This is a genomic window from Stutzerimonas xanthomarina DSM 18231, assembly GCF_900129835.1.
GTDB classification, from domain to species: Bacteria; Pseudomonadota; Gammaproteobacteria; order Pseudomonadales; family Pseudomonadaceae; genus Stutzerimonas; species Stutzerimonas xanthomarina.
Genome location: NZ_FQXA01000004.1, coordinates 328,226 through 349,385 on the forward strand (window position 1 = coordinate 328,226; position 21,160 = coordinate 349,385).

Consider the following 21,160-nt stretch of genomic DNA (forward strand, 5'->3'; position numbering starts at 1 on the left):
GGTCTAGCCCTGAGGGCTGTGTTCCGCCTGCTCGCAGTACTGCCGGTAGCTTTCCGACAAGTCGGACGGGCACACGCCGCACTGGCGATTTCCGGGTACGGCGTGATCGATGAACTTCGGATACGGCAGATCCAGTTCTGCCATGATCGTTCTGAATTGCTCCAGCGATACGGCTTCACCCAGTCGCGGGTTACGTCGCTTTTCCTGGGCGATGGTCGATACGCGGCGGTCATGGTAGTCGTGGCCGGGATAAACCAGGCTGTCGTCCGGCAAGCTGAACAGTTTGCCTCGGACGCTGTGGAACAGATCGTCCACACTGCCGTTCTGGAAATCGGTCCTGCCGCAGCCGTCTATCAATAGCGCATCGCCACTGAACAGTCGATCGCCGAGCCGGTAGGCGAAATGACCGTCCGTATGGCCCGGCGTGTGCAGCGGCGTCAGCTGCAGGCCGCCGACCTCAAACGGTGTGCCTTCCTCGATGCCTAGGTCGGTGCAGGCCAGCTTGTCGATGGCCGGGCTGGCGATACGGCAGCCGGTCTTGCGCTTCAGCTCCAGCGCGGCGGTGATGTGATCGGCATGTATGTGGGTGTCGAGGGTGAACGCCAGCTTCAAGCCCAGGCCGGCCAGCTCGTCCAGATCGCGATCCATCGTCGAAACGACCGGGTCGATCAGCACTGCTTGGCCCGTGTCCTCGCAGCCCAGCAGATAGGTGTAGGTGGAGGAAACGGGCTCGAATAGCTGGCGAAAGATCATCGTCCTCTCCGTTCAGTGGTGGGATGGCTGCGGCGCTTGGTTCAGCGATTCCAGCAGTGCAAACTTCTCGCGATCGATCTCGCCGCGCGTGCGAATACCCAGGCGACGCATGACCGGCAGCGGCGGGCACCAGCCTTGGAGGCCGTGTTGCAGCAGAAGCGGCAGCACAATGCCGGGGAGCAGGAACCATTTACGGTTCACCGTCAGCCCGAGCAACAGGCCGGACAGCGCCAGCGAAGAAGCGTTGACCTCCAGCGCGCGCTCGACATCCCACTCGCGATCGAGTGCTTCGATGCGCTGCATGATCGAGTGCCTATCCAGCCCGCTGAAGTGGCGGATGTTTTCTTCAGTTTGTTGATCAATGGCGTGGTTGATCGAGGCGGATGTCGAGCGGCGAACTCGATCCGTCTGGTCACTTGTGGCAAGGTCCTGATGGATTGTGGTCATGGCAGTCTCCTGATGCACGCCCTGCCCAATGGGGCTGACGTGGTGAGAAAATGACTACTGGAACAAATGCGAGGCTGTACGACGCCCATAGTTCCGATGAAAACCGCTCCGACGAGCAGGAACACTTTATTGAGATATATATCGGTAAAATGTTCCGTCAACCTGTCCTGATTAACGGTGGAAAATGGACGCTGCGTCAGAAATCGATGTGGAAATGCTTCGTAGCAGTGCAGCTCAAGCCTGCGGTCTGCTCAAGGTTTTGGGTAACCCCGACCGGTTGCTGCTGTTGTGCCAACTGACTCAGGGCGAGTATTGCGTGGGCGATCTGGCGACCCAGACGGGCATTACTCAGCCGACCCTGTCTCAGCAACTGACCGTGCTGCGGCACAACGGCATGGTCAGCACTCGTCGCGAAGGCAAGCAGGTCTACTACGGCATCGCCAGCCCCCAAGCGATGGAGGTCATGCAGGTGTTGTACAAGCTGTACTGTCAGGCGCCTCACGTCGAGGAACAGTCAGTTGAGCCTTGAGTAGGGCGCACGACGGCGCGCCTCGCATGCGGCATTCGCAGATCAAGCGTTACCGGTCAAATGGTTTACCTGGCTGATCGCTATGTCGCGGCGTCTTCTCGATAACGTCCTCTTGTAGACCGACGATCAGCTCGACCTGCAGTCCATCGCCGTGGGCGACGAACCTGAGTTCGCAACCGCAGCGCTCGGCGATGGCCTTGACGATGGAGAGCCCAAGTCCGCTGCCGTCACCCTCGCTGTTTCGCCAGAAGCGTTCGGTAAATCGTTCGACCTGTTGTGCGGCGACGACCGGTCCGTGATCGACCACCGTGAAGCAGACCTTGTCTTCAGCATGCTGCTGCAGTGACAGCCGAACGCGGGTCCCCGGGCGCGTATGCCGGCGTGCGTTGTCCAGCAGATTGCGCAGTGCCGCGATGGCCAGGGCGGGCGGCATGGCCAGGGCACGCAGGGACACGTCTGCCGCCGCGTTCAAATCGATAGGTGGACCTGGCTGCTGGCTGGCGTCAGCGATGGCCAGTTGCGCCACCTCGATGGCCGTGCACCGTTGGCCGTCATCGAAGGACACCCGTCCCTCCACGCGGGCCAGCATCAGCAATTGCTCCAGCGTTCGGTGCAAGCGATCAGTGCCGACCTCGGCCTGGGCCAACGCCCGTCTGGCGGTATCGCCCTCGGTCATGGCCGCGACCTGCAGATGGGTCTTGATCGCCGTCAGCGGACTGCGCAGCTCGTGGGCGGCGTCATCGGTGAGCCGGCGTTCACGTTCGAGCGCCTGCGCGATCCGTGCGAACAGCTGATTCTGTGTTTCTACCAAAGGCGCCAGTTCAGGCGGCAACCGTTCGATGAACAGGGGATCGACCGAGTCGGCACTGCGCTGCGCCAGGGCGGTGCGGATTCGCCTGAGGGGCGACAGGCCTTTGCCAAGGCCAATCCAAAGCACGACCAGACTGCCGAGCAGGGCGACCAGTACCGGCAGTGCCGCAGCCAGCAGCACCGAGCGCTTGAGCGTCGCGCGTTCATCGAGTCGATCAGCCGTGGTGATGCGCATCCCGTCGCGGATCATGGTAAAGGTTCGCCAGGCGGTGTCGCCGATCAGCTGGTTATGAAAACCGGTGCGCTGGGCGTCGAGCACGCTGTCCGGCGCCGCATGGCTACGTGCCAGGACCTCACCGCGCAACGAGCTGACCTGGCAGGCCAATCCGTTTTCGATGCCGAGCTGCTCTGCGCTCAGGCGCGTGATACCGCCTTCTCCCAGCTGCGGCTGCGGCAGTTGCACCAGCAGGCCTGAGACCATTCGAGCCGATGCTGCCAGACGCTGATCGAGCGACAGCATCAGCTGGTTCCGCACATCGAACAGCATCCAGGTGGCGGCCATCGACCAGAGCAGCACGAAAGCAGCGCCGAGGGTGAGCGTCAGCCGCAGGCGCATACTCATGTGTCGCTGGCTCTGGACGGTTCGGTTACGGGCCCGGCGGGTCCCAGTCGATAGCCGAGGCCCCTTACGGTTTCGACGATGCCATTACCCAGCTTGCGACGCAGATGATGGATGTGGACGTTGAGCGCGTTGCTTTCGACCTCGTCGTCCAGTCCATACACCGCGTCTTTGAGTTGCTCGGCCGAAAGCACCCGGCCAGGGTTCTGCAAGAGCGCCTGCAGCAGTGCCTGTTCACGCCGGGACAGGTCAACCGGTTCGCCCGCCAGGGTCGCGGAGCAGGCGGCCGGGTCATAACTCAGCGGGCCGTGTTCGATCAGGTGCGTCGTTCGTCCGGCGGCCCGGCGCAGCAGGGCATGCAGCCGCGCCGCCAGTTCGCGCAGATCGAAGGGTTTGACCAGATAGTCGTCGGCGCCGGCCTGGAGCCCCGAGACCCGTTCGGCCACCGCATCCCGAGCGGTCAGAACGAGCACGGGCAATTCGAGCCCGCGACGCCGCAGTCGCTGGAGAAAGTGCAGGCCATCTTCGTCGGGCAGCCCCAGGTCGAGAATCATCAGATCGAAGTGGGCAGTGCGCAGCAGCGCGTCGGCCTGAGCGGCGGTCGCGGCATGGGTCACGCCGAAGCCCTGGGCTTGGAGCCCGGCAACGATGCCGCTCGCAATGAGCGCATTGTCTTCTGTCAGCAGTACCTGCATGGGGAACTCGTCTTCAATTCACCGGCCAGTATCACGCTTCTCGATTAACGGAGCGTTATCAAAGGGTACGCTGAGTTGCTCGCGCAGCGTCGCTTGTCGGCCTTTCTTCCTCGGTCATTGGTCAGCGCCAAATCAATTCGTTAACGGCCACTTAATCTCCAGTCCCCATGCTCGCATTGAATTTGCTGACGGGGGTGTGTTGTTCATGCGAGCGGTTCTGTTATCTCTGGCCTGCTGCTTCTGGCTTGTGCAGCTGGCGAGCGCCGCGCCGTTTGCGCTTGATCAGAAGCAGGAGACTTTTTTACCGGTAGACCAGGCGTTCAGCCTGCAGGTAGAACGCCCGGCCAGCGGCGGTGTCGTGCTGCGCTGGGACATCGCGCCGGGTTATTACCTGTATCAGAAGCGGCTGCAGTTTGGTGGATTGGGGGAGGGTGGCAAACCGCAGTTGCCAGCTGGAGAGCCCTATCACGACGAGTATTTTGGCGATTCGCAGGTCTATCGCAACAGCCTGGAAATCACCATCGCAGAGACGAACCTCGCGACGCTGGAACTGGGATGGCAAGGCTGCGCCGACGCCGGTTTGTGCTATCCGCCGCAGACTCGCACGGTCGATCTGGGTGGCACCGATGCGGGGCCCTCTGAACCAGTGCAGGCCGATGATCAGGCACTGGCAAGCAGACTGGCGCAACAGCCGCTTGGCTGGAGCCTGTTGATCTTCTTTGGGCTCGGCTTGCTGCTCGCCTTTGCGCCGTGCTCGCTGCCGATGCTGCCAATCCTTGCCGGTATCGTGGTCGGCAGCCGGGCCAGCCCTCGCCGTGGCATGTTGCTCGCCGTGTCCTATGTGGTCAGCATGGCGTTGGTCTACGCAGCGCTGGGTGTCGTGGCTGCGCTTCTCGGTGCGAATCTGCAGGGGTGGCTGATGCAGCCCTGGCTGATCGCCAGTTTTGCCGGCCTGTTCGTTCTGCTTTCCTTACCGATGTTCGGTTTCTTCGAGCTGCAGTTGCCGGCTGGTCTGCGTGATCGGTTGGAACAGGCCGGACGCAAGCGCCAGGGCGGTAGTCTGGCTGGGGCCAGCGCACTCGGGGTGTTGTCCGGCTTGCTGGTCGGGCCCTGCATGACCGCTCCGCTGGCTGCGGCATTGCTGTATATCGCCCAGAGCGGCAGTGCCGTCAACGGAGGGCTGGTGCTGTTTACCCTGGGCCTGGGCATCGGAACGCCATTGGTATTGCTGGTGACGGTTGGCAATCGCTTCCTGCCGAAACCGGGGCCCTGGATGGATCGCGTCAAAACCACGTTTGGTTTCATCTTTCTGGTCGCGGCCCTCTATGTGCTCCGCCCGTTGTTGTCCGATTCGTGGTGGGTGGGGGTGTGGGGCGCGTTCTGGCTGCTGGTTGCCAGCGGGCTCCTGCAGTTGTCGCGTCAGCTCAAGCAGCATCAGGCGTTGCTCAGCTCCGTTGCTGCGTTATCCGGTGTATGGGGGGTGGCGCTGGTGCTGGGTGCGGCGGGTGGCGCGGAGGATCCGAACCGGCCGCTTGCTGTGTTTACCAGCAGCGTCGCTTCGGCAACGAAGGTCGAGGGCCTGCAGGGTTTCGTGGGTTTCACCGATCCGGCTGTTCTTGATCGTGAACTCGCTGCCGCCAAAGCAGCCGGGCAATGGGTATTGATCGACTACTACGCGGACTGGTGCGTGTCGTGCAAGGTCATGGAGAAGGAAGTGTTTGGCAACGGGCAGGTGCAAGCTGCGCTCAAGGGCGTCCGCATGCTGCGACCGGATGTGACGCAGACCAATTCCGCCACCCGCGAACTGCTGGGTCGCTACCAGGTCATGGGGCCGCCGACGCTACTGCTGATAGGCCCGGACGGGGCCGAGCGCCGTTCGCACCGCATAACCGGTGAGGTCGACGCCGCTCAATTCCTTAGCACATGGAACGAAACGATGGAGCAAGGCTGATGATGACGATGAACGTGGGGCCGTTGGCCCTGGCCGTTCCCCATGTATTGCTGCTGGTGAGCCTGTTCTTGGCGATGCTGACCGGTTGGTGGGTCGGGCGGCGCAGCGAGCGCAACCCCGAACAGCAATTGTTCAGACTGCTGCTGGTGGCGCTGATCGTCGCGCGGTTGGCGTTCGTGGTGGTCTACGTCGAGCATTTCCGTGATGAGCCCTGGCGCGTGATCGACATTCGTGACGGCGGGTTCATTGCCTGGCCGGGCGTGCTGGTGGCCGTGCTGCTTGGCGTATGGCTCGCCTGGCGCGAAGGCGGATTGCGTAAGCCGCTGGGTGCTGCGGTCGCTGTCGGTGTGCTGAGTTGGGGGGTCGGGAGCTTCGCATTGCATGCCTTCGAGCAGGGCACGCGCCTTCCCGAGATGGGGCTGCGCGACAGCCAGGGCAAGCCGGTTGCCTTGCAGGATTTCGTCGGCAAACCGCTCGTCGTCAATCTGTGGGCCACCTGGTGTCCGCCCTGCCGCCGGGAGATGCCGGTGCTGGCCGAAGCACAGCGCAACCAGCCCGAGGTGACCTTCCTGTTCGTCAACCAGGGCGAAGGCGAGCGGGTCATCGCGGACTTCCTCAGCGCTGAAGAACTCGGCTTGGACAACGTGCTGCTCGACACCGGCGGCCGCCTCGGCCAGCACATAGGCTCTTCGGCGCTCCCGACAACGCTTTTCTACGACGCCGACGGACGCCAGATCGGCAGCCATCTCGGTGAACTGTCTCGCGCCAGTCTGGCACGCGTTCTTGAACAACTTGAGGTAACCCGTCAGCCATGAAAACTCTGCGATCGCTTTCTTTGTTCTGTTCAACGCTGGCCTTGCTGCCCGCATCCGTGGCCCTCGCCCAGGACCTGCCTCCTGCGGTTAAGGCCGTTGAGGCTCGCGGCGCCGAAGTGGTCGGTAGCTTCGACGCGCCGGGCGGATTGAAGGGCTACGCAGCACGCTATAACGGACAGGGCATCGCGCTGTATCTGACGCCCGACGGTGACCACGTGCTGATCGGCAGCTTGCTCGATGCCAATGGCGAAGACCTGACGCGTGCGCCCCTCGAAAAACTGGTCTACGAACCCCTCAGTAAAGAAATGTGGCAACGGCTCGAGAGCAGCACCTGGATTCAGGACGGTGCTGTTGATGCGCCGCGAGTCGTCTACCTGTTCTCCGATCCGAACTGCCCGTACTGCAACATGTTCTGGAAGCAGGCCCGGCCATGGGTCGAGTCTGGCGATGTCCAGCTGCGCCATGTCATGGTTGGCATGCTACGCCCGGACAGCGCGGGCAAATCGGCCGCATTGCTGCAGGCTGAGAATCCAGCGGCCGCCTTGAACAGACACGAGGCAGCAGGAAAGGCGAGCAAACTGGAGCCGCTTGAGGAGGTATCGCCTAAGCTGACTGAGAAGCTTGAGGCAAACCTGACGCTGATGGGAGCGATGGGTGCCTCGGCAACGCCGGCCATCTACTACCTGGACGACAATGGACGTCTGCAACAGCAACAAGGTGCGCCTCGTCCCGATACTCTGGCCAAGATCATGGGGCCGCTGTCAACGAAACGGTAGAAAGGTCACACAGCACTGCCTGCTGCCAAAACTATAAAAACGATCTGGAGGCTTTATGAAAATCGCTCACTGGCCGTTGACGGGAGCGCTAATGGCGGCCTTTCTGCCCGCCCATGCCGCCGATTCGACGGCTGTCTACACCAAGGGCGGGGCCAACCCCGCCGCCATGGCCTGCATTACCTGTCACGGGGCTGAGGGCGAAGGGATGGCGGCGGCTGGCTTCCCCAGGCTTGCCGGTCTCCCGGCGGGTTACATGAGAAAGCAATTGGGCGATTTCGCTTCTGGAGCGCGCGCCAATCCCACTATGCAGCCGATCGCCGCCGCCCTGAGTGCCGAAGGAAGCGGACGCAGTCACGGCGATGCTGGCTGACAAGCCGGGACCACAGGTGGAGCGGGTCGGTCGTACTTCGGCGGTCGAAGGTCCAGGTGAAACGCTGGCCCTGCGTGGTGCCTGGGAGCGCAACATTCCCGAATGTGTCGCCTGCCACGGCCCCAGCGGAGTGGGTGTCGGTGACGCCTTTCCGCCGCTGGCAGGGCAGTCCGCGCAGTACCTGGCTTCGCAGCTGACCGCCTGGCGTCAAGGCACACGCAAAAACGATCCCAACGACCTGATGGGGCACATCGCCCGTAGCCTGACCGATGACGAGGTCAAGGCCGTCTCGGCGTACTTCGCCGGTTTGACCGACCAAGGAGCAGCAAGATGAACACCCAAACCAGCGTCTTGCTGTTGATCGCCCTAGCTGTACCTGCCTATGCCTATGCAGATGACATCGCGGTGGACGACCAGTCGCAGATCCTTACCGGGGCGGGCGAGCCGGCCAGCAGCCGGTACTTTCAGCCGCCGCAGGAAAGCGAACTTCCCGACAATGCTTACGGAAAACTGGTCCAGGAAGGCCGCGCCATCTTCGTCGACACCAAAAACCGGGCCCCGGAATATGTAGGCAACGGCCTCGCCTGCGCGAACTGTCACCTCGAGCAAGGTCGCAAAGCCAACTCCGCTCCGCTGTGGGCGGCATACACCATGTACCGGCGTACCGGAAGAAAAACAACAAGGTCAACAGCTACGCCGAGCGGCTACAGGGCTGTTTTCAGTTCAGCATGAACGGCAAGGCCCCCGAAGCGGACGGGCCGGTGATCGCGGCTTTGTCGGCCTATTCCTATTGGCTGGCAACTGGCGCCCCGACCGGCCAGGAGCTACCCGGTCGTGCCTATCCGGAAGTGCCGAAACCGGAAGGCGGCTACGACCTGGCTAAAGGCGAAAAGGTTTATGCGGCCCAGTGCGCCGTATGTCACGGGCAGAACGGGGAAGGGCAGAAGTCCGGTGACGATTATGTGTTTCCACCTCTCTGGGGGGCGGACTCGTTCAACTGGGGGGCAGGCATGCATCGGATAAATACCGCCGCTGCGTTCATCAAGGAGAACATGCCGTTGGGCAAGGGCGGCAGCCTGTCGGATGAAGACGCCTGGCACGTGGCCGCGTTCATGAACAGCCATGAACGGCCCCAGGATCCGCGATTGATCGACGGCTCGGTCGAAAAAACCCGCGACAAGTACCACGCCAACGACGGCGTAAACCTCTACGGTGAAATCGTCAACGGCACGATGCTGGGCAAGGGCCTCTAGTCGATAGGTGCCATCTCGCAGCGGGCAGGACCGCCCGCTGACGAAAGAATGAGCGCTGACGCTTCCCGGAAGAGATGGAATTGCAGCGATTGGCAGCCTTCTCGGACCGAGTGAAATGAAGCCAAGAGTCAGGATGCTGCTGGCGAGCGTGTGAGTGTCCATGATGTTTTCCGACAAATCCATGCGATGGGTAAGGAGCGCAACTGGAGTTTTGCGCGCCATCGCGCCGCGCGATGCTGGCTGGCTAAAGCCTTCATTGATCTGACCGAGTGACGCCCAGCGGGGTAAAGTAGCGGCTTTTGCCGATCACCCTTGGAGCTGTAGCGTGAACACGGAAAACCATTCCCAGACAGCCGCCTTTCTCTGGTCCATCGCCGACCTGCTGCGCGGTGACTTCAAGCAGTCCCAGTACGGCCGCATCATTCTGCCGTTCACCCTGCTGCGGCGGATGGAATGCGTGCTCGCACCGACCCCGATCAAGTAATGCACGGTCTGCTGCCAAAACGGGTGATCGATACCGTGCTGGACGCTATTACCGACAACGAAAAGATGTCGCTGGGTGTGCTGGACAACGAGACCAAAAGTCGGGCGTTCGCGCTGGTGATCTACAAAATGCTGAAGGCGCTGGTTGGCGGAGATCGCCCGTCGACCGGCTTGTGAGTTCCTTTCAACTACACAGCGCTCAGGAGTAATGCTCAGGATGGCCATTCCGGATTTTCAAAGTGTCATGCGACCGGTGCTGCAGGCAGTTGGCGACGGCGTGCCGTTACCGCTTAGCGCGCTGCGCGTGCGCATCGCCGATGTATTCCAGCTGACGGAAGAAGAGCGCAAGGAACGGCTGCCCTCAGGGAATCAGACCGTGATCAACAATCGGGTGGGCTGGGCCAGAACCTATCTGAACAAGGCTGGCCTGCTGACGATCCCGAACAAAGGAATGGTGCAGATCACCGATCGGGGGCGGCAGGCGCTTTCCAGTGGTCCGGAGCGAATCACCGTGAGCTGGTTGAAGCAGTTCCCAGAGTTCGCCGACTTCCATACGTCCAAACCTCAGGTGATAGATGCCGCCGTCGTTGTAGGCAGCGATCTGGCCGAAACCACGCCGGACGAGCAGTTGGCCGAGGCCTATCAGGCGTTGCAGCAATCCCTCGCAGACGAACTGCTGGCGCAGGTGCGGGCTGCTACGCCGAGCTTCTTCGAGCAGGTGGTAGTCGATCTGATGATCGCCATGGGCTACGGCGGTTCGCGAAAGGAGGCCGGCAAAGCGACCCAGCTCACCAACGACGACGGTATCGACGGCATCATCAAGGAGGACAAGCTCGGGCTGGATGTGATCTACCTGCAAGCCAAGCGTTGGGCCAACACCGTGCACCGCCCGGAGATCGACAAGTTCATCGGCGCACTGACGCGAAAGCGAGCACGCAAGGGCGTGTTCATCACCACATCGGATTTCTCTAATGGCGCGAAGGACGCGGCGCTCGGCCTGGACATCAAGGTCGTGCTGATCGACGGTATCGAGCTCGCCCGCCTGATGGTCGAACACAACCTCGGCGTGAGCGTTAAGCAGGTGTATGAGGTCAAGCAGATCGACAGCGACTATTTTTCCGAGGAGTGACTACTTTCCGAGAAGCGACTACGCCTGCGCGGTGATGACCGACGCGAATGTGACCAGGTGCCGTTCCCCTTGCCTTGACATGCAAGGATAGACGCCTCTGGAGGGTCCAAGGTCCGGTACGGTTGACGCTGCACGCTGCGTAGCCACATCGAAGTAATGGGCGGGCAGCTCAGTCGTGCCCGATTTCCGGTTGGTTCGGTGAATCAGCACCTTTGCCGAGATGGAAGCTGCCGCTCAGCAGGCGTGATTTTTCAAAACTGCTTCGACACCCGCTACCCCAGAAAACAAAAACCCCCGAAATTCACTAGGAAAATCAGGGGTTTAGGTGTTTCGAATTGGTGGAGCCGGGGGGATTTGAACCCCCGTCCGCCAGCTCTCCACTGTCGGTACTACATGCGTAGCCAAATCTATTGAGTTAACTCCGCGCCGCCCGATTGGCAGGGTGCTTGGAGCGAGCTGCATGAGTTTTAGCCGTTACGTCTGCAGCGAACTTGGCGGCGATCCTGTTCTATCTGACAGTCATTTCGGGTTTACAGGCATCCCCTAGTGACCGCTGGCGCCGAAGCGACCAGATGAAGGTTAGGCGGCTAGCGCGTACCCTTCGTAGTTGTCGTCGTTGGCAACTATAAGTTTGCAACAGTGGATTTACGAGTTCTGTTACCAACTCGGCATGCACCTAGAGTTTTGTTACCGGCGTCGAATCCTAATCGGCCCCATGAAGCGTGTTGCTGCTTCATGTGTTGCGCAGTGTACGCCATAAGGCTTGGCTGCGTCGAACGCTTGATTCCCTTAATTAGGGCGGCTCGTCGAATTTCAAGGGTAAACCGGGAATCGGCAAGGCCAACTGCTAGCGGCCCTGCCTCGCAGGCGTATCAGTTGCCGGTGCCTGAGCCAGTACCGCTGGTGCCTGTGCTGCCGGAACTGCCAGGGCCTTCGAGTTTGCGCAAAGCCTGGGTGGTGTGGACGATGCAGTTTTCGGTGTCGCCAGCTTGCTTGGCTTGGCGGGCTTGCTTGATCAGCTCTTCGACCTCGCTACGAGCCGGCTCTCCGAGCGTGGCACTGTTGGTGGCCATGTCATCTTCAATTTCCTGCATGTTCAGTTCACACAGGTTTTTGTCGTCTGCAAACACGGCGGGGCTGGCGATCAAGGCTGCGGCGGCAAGTAGGGCAAATTTTTTCATAGAGTCCTCCAGGGAGTTGACTTCCCGGCGGGCCTGCCTGTTTCTGCAATTGCGCGGCGGCGCCGAGGCGGGTGAGCCTCTGTTGAAAACCGGGCTCCTAACTTCCGACTGCGGCTGCGCTGAAGCGTTTCATTCGCGCACAGTAGCGTCTTCGCCGAGAGCCCCTCACTGCGGCACCGCCGCCGCTCTGGCCCGGCTGTTTCGGTTAACCAGATAAACCAGCCCGTGATAGTCGATCCCGCCATGTTGTGACAGGCCAATCTCGCAGGTGCGGCTGGTAGAGATGCCTTCTTCGCAGATCTGTACAGCGTTTTTCAGGCTGCGCAGTGCATGCGCATTGAGCTCTGGGGTGGTGAAGCCCTTGTCACCAGCAAAACCGCAGCAATGAATGCCTTCTGGTACGACCACTTCCTTGGCGCAGCGGCGGGCGATATCGATCAGGGCCTGAGCTTCGCCGAGGTGCTGGGTGCTGCAGGTGACATGTACGGCAATTGGCCCGTCCTGCGGCTGGAAATCCAACTTGTCGATCAGGTGCGTACGGATGAAGCGCACTGGATCGAAAACCTGCAAACGATTATCCGCCAGGTCCTGAACCAGGCGCAGCGTGCAGGGGCTGGTGTCGCAGTAGATCGGGTCGAGCCCGCCGCGGCTGGCCTTGAGCAAAGCATCCAGCGTTTGCTGGCGCTTCTGCTCGGCCTGCTCTGCGTAGCCTTTGGAGGCGAAGGGTTGGCCGCAGCAGAGGTCGTTCAGCTCATCGGGAAAGATCACCTGGTAGCCGGCTTTCTCAAGCAGCGCGCGGGTGGTGTCCAGCAGCGGCTCCTGCTCCTGGTCGCGTGCCGCCGGGCCCATGGCGCGAGAAACGCAGGCAGCGAGGTAGATCACCCGCGGGCGTTGGTCCTGGGACGACGGCTTGGGCAGATGGAGCCGCTGCAGCGGCTGCGGTGTGGCGGGTGTCCATTGCGGTACGCGGCCTTTGCTGGCTTTGGTGAACGCTGCGGAAGTCTTGCTCAGCAGGCGGGTCCCCATGATCAGGTGTGCGCCGTTGGCGACGTGCAGCATGAATCGGGTGCCTTGAACCGCTGTGCTGAAGTGTTCGGCTAGCCAGTTGGCGGTACGGGTTTTGTCTGCGTTGCGCCCGCGAAGCTTGCGCACCAGATCGCCGGTATTGATGTCTACCGGACAGCGTTGCGCACACAATCCGGTCGCGGCGCAGGTCTCGACGCCGTGATAGTCGTAGAGTCGCTCGAGCTCGCTTGTGTCGATGCCGGCGCGCTTCTTTGCCTGGATATCGCGCCAAACGACGATGCGCTGACGTGGCGTCAGGGTCAGGCCGTTGGAAGGACAGACCGGTTCACAGAAGCCGCATTCGATGCATTTGTCGACGATTTCATCCGCCGCGGGCATCGGTTTGAGGTGTTTGAGGTGGATGTTCGGATCGTCGCTAAGCACCACGTCAGGATTGAGGATGCCCTGGGGGTCGAGCAGACGCTTGATCTGCCACATCAGCTGGTAGGCTTCATGGCCCCATTCCAACTCGACGAAGGGCGCCATATTGCGCCCGGTTCCGTGCTCGGCTTTCAGCGCACCGCCGAATTCGACGGCGACCAGTTGGGTGACGTCCTGCATGAAGGCTTCGTAGCGTGCGACTTGCTGTGGATCGTCGAAACCCTGGGTGAAGACGAAGTGCAGATTGCCTTCGAGCGCGTGGCCAAACAGAATCGCCTCGCTGTAGGCGTGCTTGTCGAACAACTGGACCAGCCGATTGACTCCTTCGGCGAGGCGTTCGATGGGGAAGGTGACGTCCTCGATGATGACGGTAGTGCCGGTCTGGCGCACCGCGCCGACGGCGGGGAAAGTATCCTTGCGGATCTTCCAGAGCTGGTTGTAGACCACCGGGTCTTCGCTGAAGTCGACCTGCTTTTCCACCGGGAAATGGGTGATCGAGCTCATGATCTGGTTGATCTGCTCGTGCAGCAGTGACTGGCTCGCGGCCCGCGATTCGATCAGCAGCGCGCAGGCATCAGCCGACAACGCCTTGACCCATTCCGGCATGCCGGCCTTGTTTTCCACCGAGCGCAGGCTGCGGCGGTCAAGCAGTTCCACTGCCGAAACGGGCTGTTGCTTGAGTACCGGTACGGCGAGGCAGCAGGTTTCTACGTCGGCAAAGACGACCAGCGCGCTGGCTTTGTGCGGATGGTCGGGCACGGTGTTGTAGGTGACTGCGCTGATGAAGCCCAGCGTGCCTTCAGAGCCGACCATCAGGTGGTTGAGGATGTCGAGTGGATCGTCGTAGTCGACCAACGCGTTCAGCGAGAACCCTGTGGTGTTCTTGAGGCGATACTTGTGCCGAATCTTTGCGGCCAATTCGGTGTTGGCGCGGGTGGCGCGGCCGAGCTCGGCGAGCTGATCGAGCATTGCCGCGTGGCTTTGGCGAAAGTACTCGACGCTGCTAGCGTTTTCGCTATCGACAACGCTACCGTCGGCCAGCACCAGGCGCAGCCCGGCGAGGGTCTTGTAGCTGTTCTGCGCCGTTCCGCAGCACATGCCGCTGGAATTGTTCGCGACAATTCCGCCGATTTTTGCTGCGTTGATCGAGGCGGGGTCCGGGCCGATCTTACGCTGGAGCGGCGCCAATACCGCGTTGGCGTTGGCACCGATGACACCCGGCTGCAGGCGGATCTGCTCGCCGCCGTTGCGTATCTCGCGGCCGTTCCAGTTATCGCCCAGGACGATCAAAACCGAGTCTGAGATCGCCTGGCCGGAAAGGCTGGTGCCCGCCGCCCGAAAGGTCACCGGCACCCGTTGGCCATGGGCCAGCTTGAGCAGGCCCACCACTTCCTCCTCGGACTCGACCCTTACCACCAGCTTGGGAATCAGCCGATAGAAGCTGGCGTCCGTGCCGAATGCCAGCGTCGAAATGGGGTCATCGAAGCGCCGCTCGGCAGGAATCAGCTTTTCAACAGCAGTAAGAAAGTCGGTCGGTAGAGCGGCAGGCGCGTTCATTTCGGGCTCCGGTAGAACAGCGGCCGCGTCGGCGTGCCGCACGGCCTTCGATGGAATCGATCAGAGGTCAGCTGACGTGGTGGCTGGTCTGATAGTGGTCGACCTCGCGCACCAGCGAATCGGCGCTGATTTCGCTGATGGTCTTGGTGCCGGTCAGGACCATCGCAACACGCATCTCTTTCTCGATCAGGTCGAGCAGGTTGGTAACGCCCGCTTCGCCATCGACCGCCAGGGCGTAGGCGAAGGCGCGGCCGAGCAACACGGTATCTGCGCCGAGGGCGATCATGCGGACCACGTCCAGGCCGTTGCGGATGCCCGAGTCGGCCAGGATTTTCAGGTCACCCTTGACCGCGTCGGCAATTGCCGGCATCGCGCGGGCACTGGACAGTACGCCGTCGAGCTGACGTCCGCCGTGGTTGGAGACGATGATGCCGTCGGCGCCGAAAGTAACGGCGTCACGGGCGTCGTCGGCATCCAGGATGCCCTTGATCACCATCGGGCCGTCCCAGAATTCGCGGATCCACTCCAGGTCCTTCCAGGAAATCGATGGATCGAAGTTGGCCGCGAGCCAGCCGATGTAGTCTTCCAGTCCGGTGGTGTGTCCACGGTAGGTGGTGATGTTACCGAGGTCGTGCGGCTTGCCGTGCAGCCCAACATCCCAGGCCCAGAAGGGATGCGTCATGGCTTGCAGAATGCGCCGCATGCTGGCGTTGGGGCCACTCATGCCCGAATGCGCGTCGCGGTAGCGGGCGCCGGGTGTCGGCATATCGACGGTGAAGACCAGGGTCGTAACGCCCGCGGCCTTGGCGCGCTCCAGTGCGTTTTTCATGAAGCCGCGGTCTTTCAGCACGTAAAGCTGGAACCACATCGGCCGCTTGATCGCCGGTGCGACTTCCTCGATCGGGCAGACCGACACGGTGGACAGGGTGAAGGGAATCCCTTTCTTGTCTGCGGCGCGAGCGGCCTGCACTTCTCCGCGGCGGGCGAGCATGCCGGTCAGACCGACCGGGGCGAGGGCCACTGGCATCGACAAGGTTTCGCCGAACAGCTGGGTTTCCAGGCTGAGTTCCGACATGTTGCGCAGCACGCGCTGGCGCAGCGCAATGCCGGCCAGATCCTCAACGTTGCGACGCAATGTGTGCTCGGCGTACGCGCCGCCATCGACGTAGTGAAACAGGAACGGCGGCAGTTTGCGTTTTGCGGCAGCGCGGTAATCCGTGGAAGCAGAAATGATCATCGTATGTTCTCACCGACTGAAACGAGGTAAGTCTTGGAGTGCCCGTCATTGACGAAGGCTGTGTTCCGATCTGAGGCTGCCCTGATTAGCCGTTCGGGTGAATGGCGTGGTCAGGGCATCATTACAAACGCCATTGCCCCGGGGTGTTCCCCGGGGCAATGGCTACATGTTGCATCAAACGCCGACCAGCGGGTCCGTCACGCCCATAACGTAGATCGCGATCATGCCGATCGCACCGGTGAAGAGCACGTAATACAGCGTAGGCCAAACGGTCTTGCGCAGGGTGATCCCCTCGCGGCCCAGTAGCCCGACGGTGGCCGAGGCAGCAACCACGTTGTGGATCGCCACCATGTTGCCGGCGGCGGCACCCACTGCCTGGGTCGCCACAATCATCGCACCGGAAACGCCCAGCGACTGCGCAACGCCGAACTGGAACTGGCTGAACATCATGTTGCTGACAGTGTTAGATCCGGCGATGAACGCACCCAGTGCGCCAACCGAAGGCGCCAGCAGCGGATAGATCCCGCCTACGCTGTCTGCGACGAAGCGAGCCATGGCGATCGGCATACTCGGCAGATCGCCGGCGTTGACACCGGAGTTGATCAGGATGCGTACCATCGGCACGGTGAACAGCAGGACGAAGCCGGCGCTGAGCAGAACGCTGCTCGATTCCTTCACGGCGGCCTTGAGCTCCGCGGCGCGCATACCGTGAATGACGAAGGTAATCAGCACTACGGCAACCAGAATCCCGCCAGGTAGATACAGCGGTTCGATGCTGGCGCTGATACCGGTCTCGCCGAGAATGTTGGCGAAAGCGATCGACACGGACTTTAACGCGGCAGTGACCTGTGGGAAGACCCGGCTGATCACCAGAATCGCACCGACCAGTACGTAGGGCAGCCAGGCGCGGAAGGCACTCATCGGGCGCGCCGCCAGGTCGTCGAGCTTCATCTCGATGGTGCCGATCCACTCGGCTGGCCAGTCTTTAGCAGGGGCGAAATCCCAGCTGGTTTTCGGCACCAGGAAATTGAAGCGAGCGGCGGTGGTGACGATAGCCAGGCCGACCAGACCGCCCAGCAGCGACGGGAACTCGGGGCCAAGGAATACGCCGGTGGCAACATAGGGCAGGGTGAAGGCCAGGCCGGCGAAGAGTGCGAAAGGCAACACCTCGAATCCAGCTTTCCAGCTCTTCTCCTTGCCGAAGAAGCGCGTCAGCATCATGGCCATGATCAGTGGCATGACGGTGCCGACGATGGCATGGGTGATGGCGACGCTGCTGGTTATCTGTTGCAGGAAGATCGGCCAGCTGGAGCCTTGCGCGACCAGTTGCGCACCAAGTGTGGCGGTATCCAGTCCGCTATTAACACCGACGATGATTGGGGTGCCGACCGCGCCGAAGGAAACCGGCGTGCTCTGTACGAGCATGCCCATCAGAACTGCGGCCATGGCCGGGAACCCGACGGCAACCAGCAACGGTGCTGCAATTGCTGCAGGGGTGCCAAATCCGGAGGCGCCCTCGATAAAGCAGCCAAACAGCCAGGCTATGATGATCGCCTGAATCCGGCGGTCTGGGCTGATGGTAGTGAAGCCGGCGCGAATGGCGGTGATGCCGCCAGAATGCTTGAGTGTGTTCAGCAGCAGGATCGCGCCGAAGATGATCCACAGCAGTCCCAACGTGATGACCAGGCCTTGCAGGGTCGAGGCGATGATCCGGGTAAAGCTCATGTCCCAGATGAACAAGCCAATGGCGGCGGTGAACAGAAACACGACCGGCATGGCGCGGCTGGCGGGCCAGCGCAGACCAATCAGCAGAACGGCAGCCAACAGGATCGGGGCAAAGGCAAACAGGGCGAGCAGTCCTATAGACATGTCAGGCTCCCATGGTCGAATTGAGCGAGTGGGGGCCCGAACGGACCGGTGATGAGCAGATAAACGGAGACCGCATTACGTAGTCCTCTTCTTGTTGGATACCTCTATCTGTAAAGTGGTATTACCAATTTACAGCGAAGTCTGGCCAGCGTAAAAGTTCTCTTGCTACTGCGTCAATTAGCAAGCTATAGACTTTGGTCGCAACGGCGGCTGTTGCGATGCAGCGAGCGGCTGGCTACGCTGACTTTCCATAACAGTGGTCAAACCAATCGAGAGGCATCATGGAAGTGGGAGTGGTGCGCCAGCGGAGGCTGGCGGATAACATCGTCGAGCAACTCGAAACGATGATTCTTGAAGGAACACTCAAGGCGGGTGAGCGACTGCCTGCCGAGCGTGTGCTGGCAGAACAGTTCGGTGTATCGCGTCCGTCTCTGCGCGAAGCGATCCAGAAACTGGCAGCCAAGGGCTTGCTGGTCAGTCGTCATGGTGGCGGCAATTTCATCGCCGAGTCCCTGGGGTCGACCTTCAGTGATCCACTGCTGCATCTGCTTGAGAACAACACTGATGCGCAGCGCGACTTGCTGGAGTTTCGCCATACGCTAGAGGGCAGCTGCGCCTATTACGCCGCGTTGCGAGCGACTGAGGTTGACCAGCAGCGCCTGGGTGAGGCCTTTGCAGCGCTGCAGGATTGCTACGCGCGCGAAGGGGCGGTCACTCGCGCCGAGGAAGGTGCTGCTGATGCGCGCTTTCACCTGGCGATTGCCGAGGCCAGTCACAACGCTGTGCTGCTGCACACTATTCGCGGTCTGTTCGATCTGCTCAAGCGCAACGTGGTGACCAATATTGGCGGTATGTACGCACTGCGCAGTGAGACCCGCGACATGCTGATGAGCCAGCATCAGGAACTCTATGATGCGATTATTGCGCGGCGGGCGAACGACGCGCGCGACGTCATTCACCAGCACATCAGCTATGTCCAAGAAGTCTTGGCGGAAGGGCAGCAAGAAGCGCAGCGGTTGGCGCGTGCGCAAAGGCGTCAAGGACGTCTGGAAAAGCACTAGCAGGGCGGCAACGGCGGCGCGGGGTGGAGCGAGAGGGTCGAGCGGCTGGGCTCCGCTCGACACGATCTGGGGTCAGTCTTCCTTGCCCTTGGTACGCATGGCGCGCTGGATCTCACGGTCGGAGTCGCGTTCTTTCTCGGTATGGCGCTTGTCGAACTCTTTCTTGCCCTTGCCCAGCGCGATATCGCATTTGATCAAATGCTTCTTCCAGTAGATCGACAGGGCGACGCAGGCATAACCCTTCTGCTGCACGGCGCCGAACAGTTTGCCCAGCTCGCGCTTGTTGAGCAGCAGCTTACGGGTGCGCGTCGGATCGGCAATGACATGGGTGCTGGCCGTGGTCAGGGGCGTAATGTGGCAGCCCATCAACCAGGCTTCGCCGTCCTTGAGCAGGACGTAGCTGTCTACCAGCTGGGCTTTGCCCGCTCGAAGGCTTTTTACTTCCCAGCCGGCCAGGACGAGGCCCGCCTCGAATTTCTGTTCGATGAAGTAGTCGTGTAGCGCTTTTTTGTTTAGCGCGATGGTCCCGGGGGACTGTTTCTTCTGTTTGGCCATAGGCTGCGCATTATAGGGAGTCCCGTTGCGGCTGGCGATAACCTGCGTGGTGCGACGGTGCGAAACTTGAGAGGGGTGCGGTTATCCCCGACAATGGGCAACTTTACGTTTGCATGCTCAAGTGCCTGCTTTGCCGCAGGTCTGAGCTTTTACGCTTGCTCTCGGTGAGCGGCTGTCGGCTCCGGCTCCAGCTGCTGATTGTCGACTGACGAAGTAGAAGGGACTGAATGACGACGCATATTCAACGTTCGGCGCTGCTGCCCTATCCGGCCCATGCGCTGTTCGACATGGTGAATGATGTAGCCAGCTACCCACAGTTTTTGCCCTGGTGTTCGGCAACCGAGGTGCTGTCCAGCAGTGAAACTCAGATGCATGCCAGCATGACGGTGGCAAAGGCTGGCATGAGCCAGCGCTTTCTTACGCGTAACGAGCTGCAGGCCGGCAAGCGGATCGAGATGTCGCTGGAGGAGGGGCCTTTCAGCCACCTGCACGGCATCTGGGAGTTCAAGGCCCTGGGCGAAAAGGCCTGCAAGATCAGCCTCGATCTGACCTTCGATTATGCCGGGCCGTTAGTTCGTGCCACCTTGGGGCCGCTATTCAATCAGGCCGCTAATACGCTGGTCGACGCATTCTGTGACAGGGCGAAGCAGCTGTATGGATAGGCCAATGATCGCGGTTGAGGTCGTCTATGCGTTGGCGGACAAGCAGAAATTGCTGCGGTTAGCCGTGCCTCAGGGCACCAGCGCCCGTGAGGCAGCGCTGCGTTCGGAAATGGACAGCTATTTTCCTGGGCTGGATGTTGCTACGTCACCGCTGGGTATCTTCGGCAAGGCGGTACCCAGGCCAGAAGAACGCACGCTGGTCGAGGGTGAGCGAGTAGAGATCTATCGACCTCTGATTGCCGATCCGAAAGAGGTTCGCAAGCAGCGCGCGGCAAAGGCTGCGCTGAACAAGGCTGGCGAAGCGGGTAAGTCAGTCACCTAGGTCGTGACGTGCTACGAAAAAGCCCGGCATGCCGGGCTTTTTTGTGTTCGTTTGATGTCTAGTCTGTTTCCAAACGGCCTGGAGTTGGCACCGGAACCGGCTCGGCCGCGTCTACGTCGCCCTGAATCTGTTCGAGCAGAGAGCCGCGCTCGGTGGCCTCTGGCTCGGTACTGACGGGCTCCTCGGTGCTTGCCGGTAGATCGGTTCCCAGAATGGCTTCGTCACGGCTCACGCCGGGCTTGAAGTCACCCGCGAGACCGGCGAGCTGGTCGTCAGCGTTGAATACAAGGCTGACCCGTTCCTGCTGGCGTTGGCTACCGCCTGGCTGGATGCTGTACAGATAATCCCAGCGGTCGGCGTGGAACGTATCGGTGATCAGCGGGTTGCCCATGATAAACCGCACTTGAGATCGGGTCATTCCTGGGCGCAACTGGTCTATCATGTCTTGCGTAACGACATTGCCCTGTTGAATGTCGACCTTGTAAACCCCGGGGAATGAACAACCGGCGAGTGCGAACAGGCCCACTAGCGTGAGGCTGGACAGCATGAGCTTGGTGTTTTGCATCGGTAGGTGACTTCCACTATCTTGGCTGGGCAAAGCCCGGATCATACCCGTATTGAAGGAGGCTGCGAAACAGCA

Annotated in this window: 18 protein-coding genes, 1 other RNA gene and 4 pseudogenes; 12 read left to right on the forward strand and 11 right to left on the reverse strand. The window is 61.2% G+C overall.

The window, feature by feature from the left end; genetic code table 11:
• Positions 1 to 3: 3 nt before the first annotated feature.
• Complete coding sequence (locus BUE09_RS12540; protein ID WP_073301267.1) at positions 4 to 753, reverse strand: MBL fold metallo-hydrolase; 750 nt, start codon at positions 751 to 753, stop codon at positions 4 to 6.
• A gap of 12 nt (positions 754 to 765) precedes the next feature.
• Complete coding sequence (locus BUE09_RS12545) at positions 766 to 1,200, reverse strand: hypothetical protein (RefSeq protein ID WP_073301268.1); 435 nt, start codon at positions 1,198 to 1,200, stop codon at positions 766 to 768.
• Between the two features lie 214 nt (positions 1,201 to 1,414).
• On the opposite strand from BUE09_RS12545, the gene BUE09_RS12550 reads away from it, so the two are divergent.
• A complete protein-coding gene (locus BUE09_RS12550; protein WP_417791489.1) occupies positions 1,415 to 1,729 on the forward strand; it encodes an ArsR/SmtB family transcription factor in 315 nt (104 codons plus the stop codon).
• Positions 1,730 to 1,778: 49 nt separating this feature from the next.
• Here the strand turns inward: BUE09_RS12550 and BUE09_RS12555 are convergent, their stop codons facing one another.
• On the reverse strand, positions 1,779 to 3,161 hold the full coding sequence (locus BUE09_RS12555; RefSeq protein ID WP_073301270.1) for an ATP-binding protein: 1,383 nt from the start codon (positions 3,159 to 3,161) through the stop codon (positions 1,779 to 1,781).
• Complete coding sequence (locus BUE09_RS12560; RefSeq protein ID WP_073301271.1) at positions 3,158 to 3,853, reverse strand: response regulator; 696 nt, start codon at positions 3,851 to 3,853, stop codon at positions 3,158 to 3,160. Before BUE09_RS12560 ends, BUE09_RS12555 begins: the two co-directional genes overlap by 4 nt.
• A gap of 205 nt (positions 3,854 to 4,058) precedes the next feature.
• Between BUE09_RS12560 and dsbD the strand changes: the two genes are divergently transcribed.
• The 8 genes and pseudogenes from dsbD to BUE09_RS12600 all read left to right on the forward strand — a co-directional run bounded on the left by dsbD (position 4,059) and on the right by BUE09_RS12600 (position 10,630).
• The gene (gene dsbD, locus BUE09_RS12565; protein ID WP_172830716.1) at positions 4,059 to 5,804 is read left to right on the forward strand and encodes a protein-disulfide reductase DsbD; all 1,746 of its coding nucleotides are present in this window, start codon (positions 4,059 to 4,061) and stop codon (positions 5,802 to 5,804) included.
• Positions 5,804 to 6,619 carry a TlpA disulfide reductase family protein gene (locus BUE09_RS12570; RefSeq protein WP_073301272.1) on the forward strand — a complete coding sequence of 272 codons (816 nt, stop codon included), beginning with the start codon at positions 5,804 to 5,806 and terminating at the stop codon, positions 6,617 to 6,619. The genes dsbD and BUE09_RS12570 overlap by 1 nt, the downstream gene beginning before the upstream one ends.
• The gene (gene dsbG, locus BUE09_RS12575; protein ID WP_073301273.1) at positions 6,616 to 7,395 is read left to right on the forward strand and encodes a thiol:disulfide interchange protein DsbG; all 780 of its coding nucleotides are present in this window, start codon (positions 6,616 to 6,618) and stop codon (positions 7,393 to 7,395) included. The genes BUE09_RS12570 and dsbG overlap by 4 nt, the downstream gene beginning before the upstream one ends.
• A 55-nt stretch (positions 7,396 to 7,450) precedes the next feature.
• Positions 7,451 to 8,099, forward strand: a pseudogene (locus BUE09_RS12580) (c-type cytochrome).
• A pseudogene (locus BUE09_RS12585) lies at positions 8,096 to 9,018 on the forward strand (c-type cytochrome). The pseudogenes BUE09_RS12580 and BUE09_RS12585 overlap by 4 nt, the downstream one beginning before the upstream one ends.
• Before the next feature lie 325 nt (positions 9,019 to 9,343).
• Positions 9,344 to 9,490: pseudogene (locus BUE09_RS12590) on the forward strand (type I restriction-modification system subunit M N-terminal domain-containing protein); the annotation flags it as partial.
• Positions 9,491 to 9,492: 2 nt separating this feature from the next.
• Positions 9,493 to 9,678: pseudogene (locus BUE09_RS12595) on the forward strand (hypothetical protein); the annotation flags it as partial.
• Between the two features lie 40 nt (positions 9,679 to 9,718).
• The gene (locus tag BUE09_RS12600) at positions 9,719 to 10,630 is read left to right on the forward strand and encodes a restriction endonuclease (protein WP_073301274.1); all 912 of its coding nucleotides are present in this window, start codon (positions 9,719 to 9,721) and stop codon (positions 10,628 to 10,630) included.
• 336 nt (positions 10,631 to 10,966) lie between these two features.
• On the opposite strand, the gene ssrA is transcribed toward BUE09_RS12600, so the two are convergent.
• From ssrA to BUE09_RS12625, 5 genes are all read right to left on the reverse strand, one after another.
• Positions 10,967 to 11,345, reverse strand: a transfer-messenger RNA (tmRNA) gene (gene ssrA / locus BUE09_RS12605).
• A gap of 157 nt (positions 11,346 to 11,502) precedes the next feature.
• Positions 11,503 to 11,811, reverse strand: coding sequence for a hypothetical protein (locus tag BUE09_RS12610; RefSeq protein ID WP_073301275.1), 309 nt, complete (start codon positions 11,809 to 11,811; stop codon positions 11,503 to 11,505).
• A gap of 165 nt (positions 11,812 to 11,976) precedes the next feature.
• Entirely contained in the window at positions 11,977 to 14,814 is a 2,838-nt protein-coding gene (locus tag BUE09_RS12615) for an FAD-binding and (Fe-S)-binding domain-containing protein (RefSeq protein ID WP_073301276.1), read from the reverse strand.
• A gap of 67 nt (positions 14,815 to 14,881) precedes the next feature.
• Entirely contained in the window at positions 14,882 to 16,051 is a 1,170-nt protein-coding gene (gene lldD, locus BUE09_RS12620) for an FMN-dependent L-lactate dehydrogenase LldD (RefSeq protein ID WP_073301277.1), read from the reverse strand.
• A 174-nt stretch (positions 16,052 to 16,225) separates the two neighbouring features.
• On the reverse strand, positions 16,226 to 17,920 hold the full coding sequence (locus tag BUE09_RS12625) for an L-lactate permease (RefSeq protein ID WP_073301278.1): 1,695 nt from the start codon (positions 17,918 to 17,920) through the stop codon (positions 16,226 to 16,228).
• A 281-nt stretch (positions 17,921 to 18,201) separates the two neighbouring features.
• Here BUE09_RS12625 and BUE09_RS12630 point away from each other — a divergent pair, with 281 nt between their 5' ends.
• Positions 18,202 to 18,981, forward strand: a complete 780-nt coding sequence (locus tag BUE09_RS12630) for a GntR family transcriptional regulator (protein WP_073301279.1) — start codon at positions 18,202 to 18,204, stop codon at positions 18,979 to 18,981.
• 72 nt (positions 18,982 to 19,053) lie between these two features.
• Here the strand turns inward: BUE09_RS12630 and smpB are convergent, their stop codons facing one another.
• Complete coding sequence (gene smpB, locus BUE09_RS12635; protein ID WP_019340344.1) at positions 19,054 to 19,536, reverse strand: SsrA-binding protein SmpB; 483 nt, start codon at positions 19,534 to 19,536, stop codon at positions 19,054 to 19,056.
• Positions 19,537 to 19,763: 227 nt separating this feature from the next.
• On the opposite strand from smpB, the gene BUE09_RS12640 reads away from it, so the two are divergent.
• Positions 19,764 to 20,198, forward strand: a complete 435-nt coding sequence (locus BUE09_RS12640; RefSeq protein ID WP_073301280.1) for a type II toxin-antitoxin system RatA family toxin — start codon at positions 19,764 to 19,766, stop codon at positions 20,196 to 20,198.
• The gene (locus BUE09_RS12645; protein WP_073301281.1) at positions 20,191 to 20,520 is read left to right on the forward strand and encodes an RnfH family protein; all 330 of its coding nucleotides are present in this window, start codon (positions 20,191 to 20,193) and stop codon (positions 20,518 to 20,520) included. Before BUE09_RS12640 ends, BUE09_RS12645 begins: the two co-directional genes overlap by 8 nt.
• Positions 20,521 to 20,578: 58 nt before the next feature.
• Here BUE09_RS12645 and BUE09_RS12650 read toward each other — a convergent pair whose 3' ends face one another.
• Positions 20,579 to 21,085: an outer membrane protein assembly factor BamE gene (locus tag BUE09_RS12650; RefSeq protein WP_073301282.1), complete on the reverse strand. Its 507-nt coding sequence runs from the start codon at positions 21,083 to 21,085 to the stop codon at positions 20,579 to 20,581.
• Between the last annotated feature and the right edge of the window lie 75 nt (positions 21,086 to 21,160).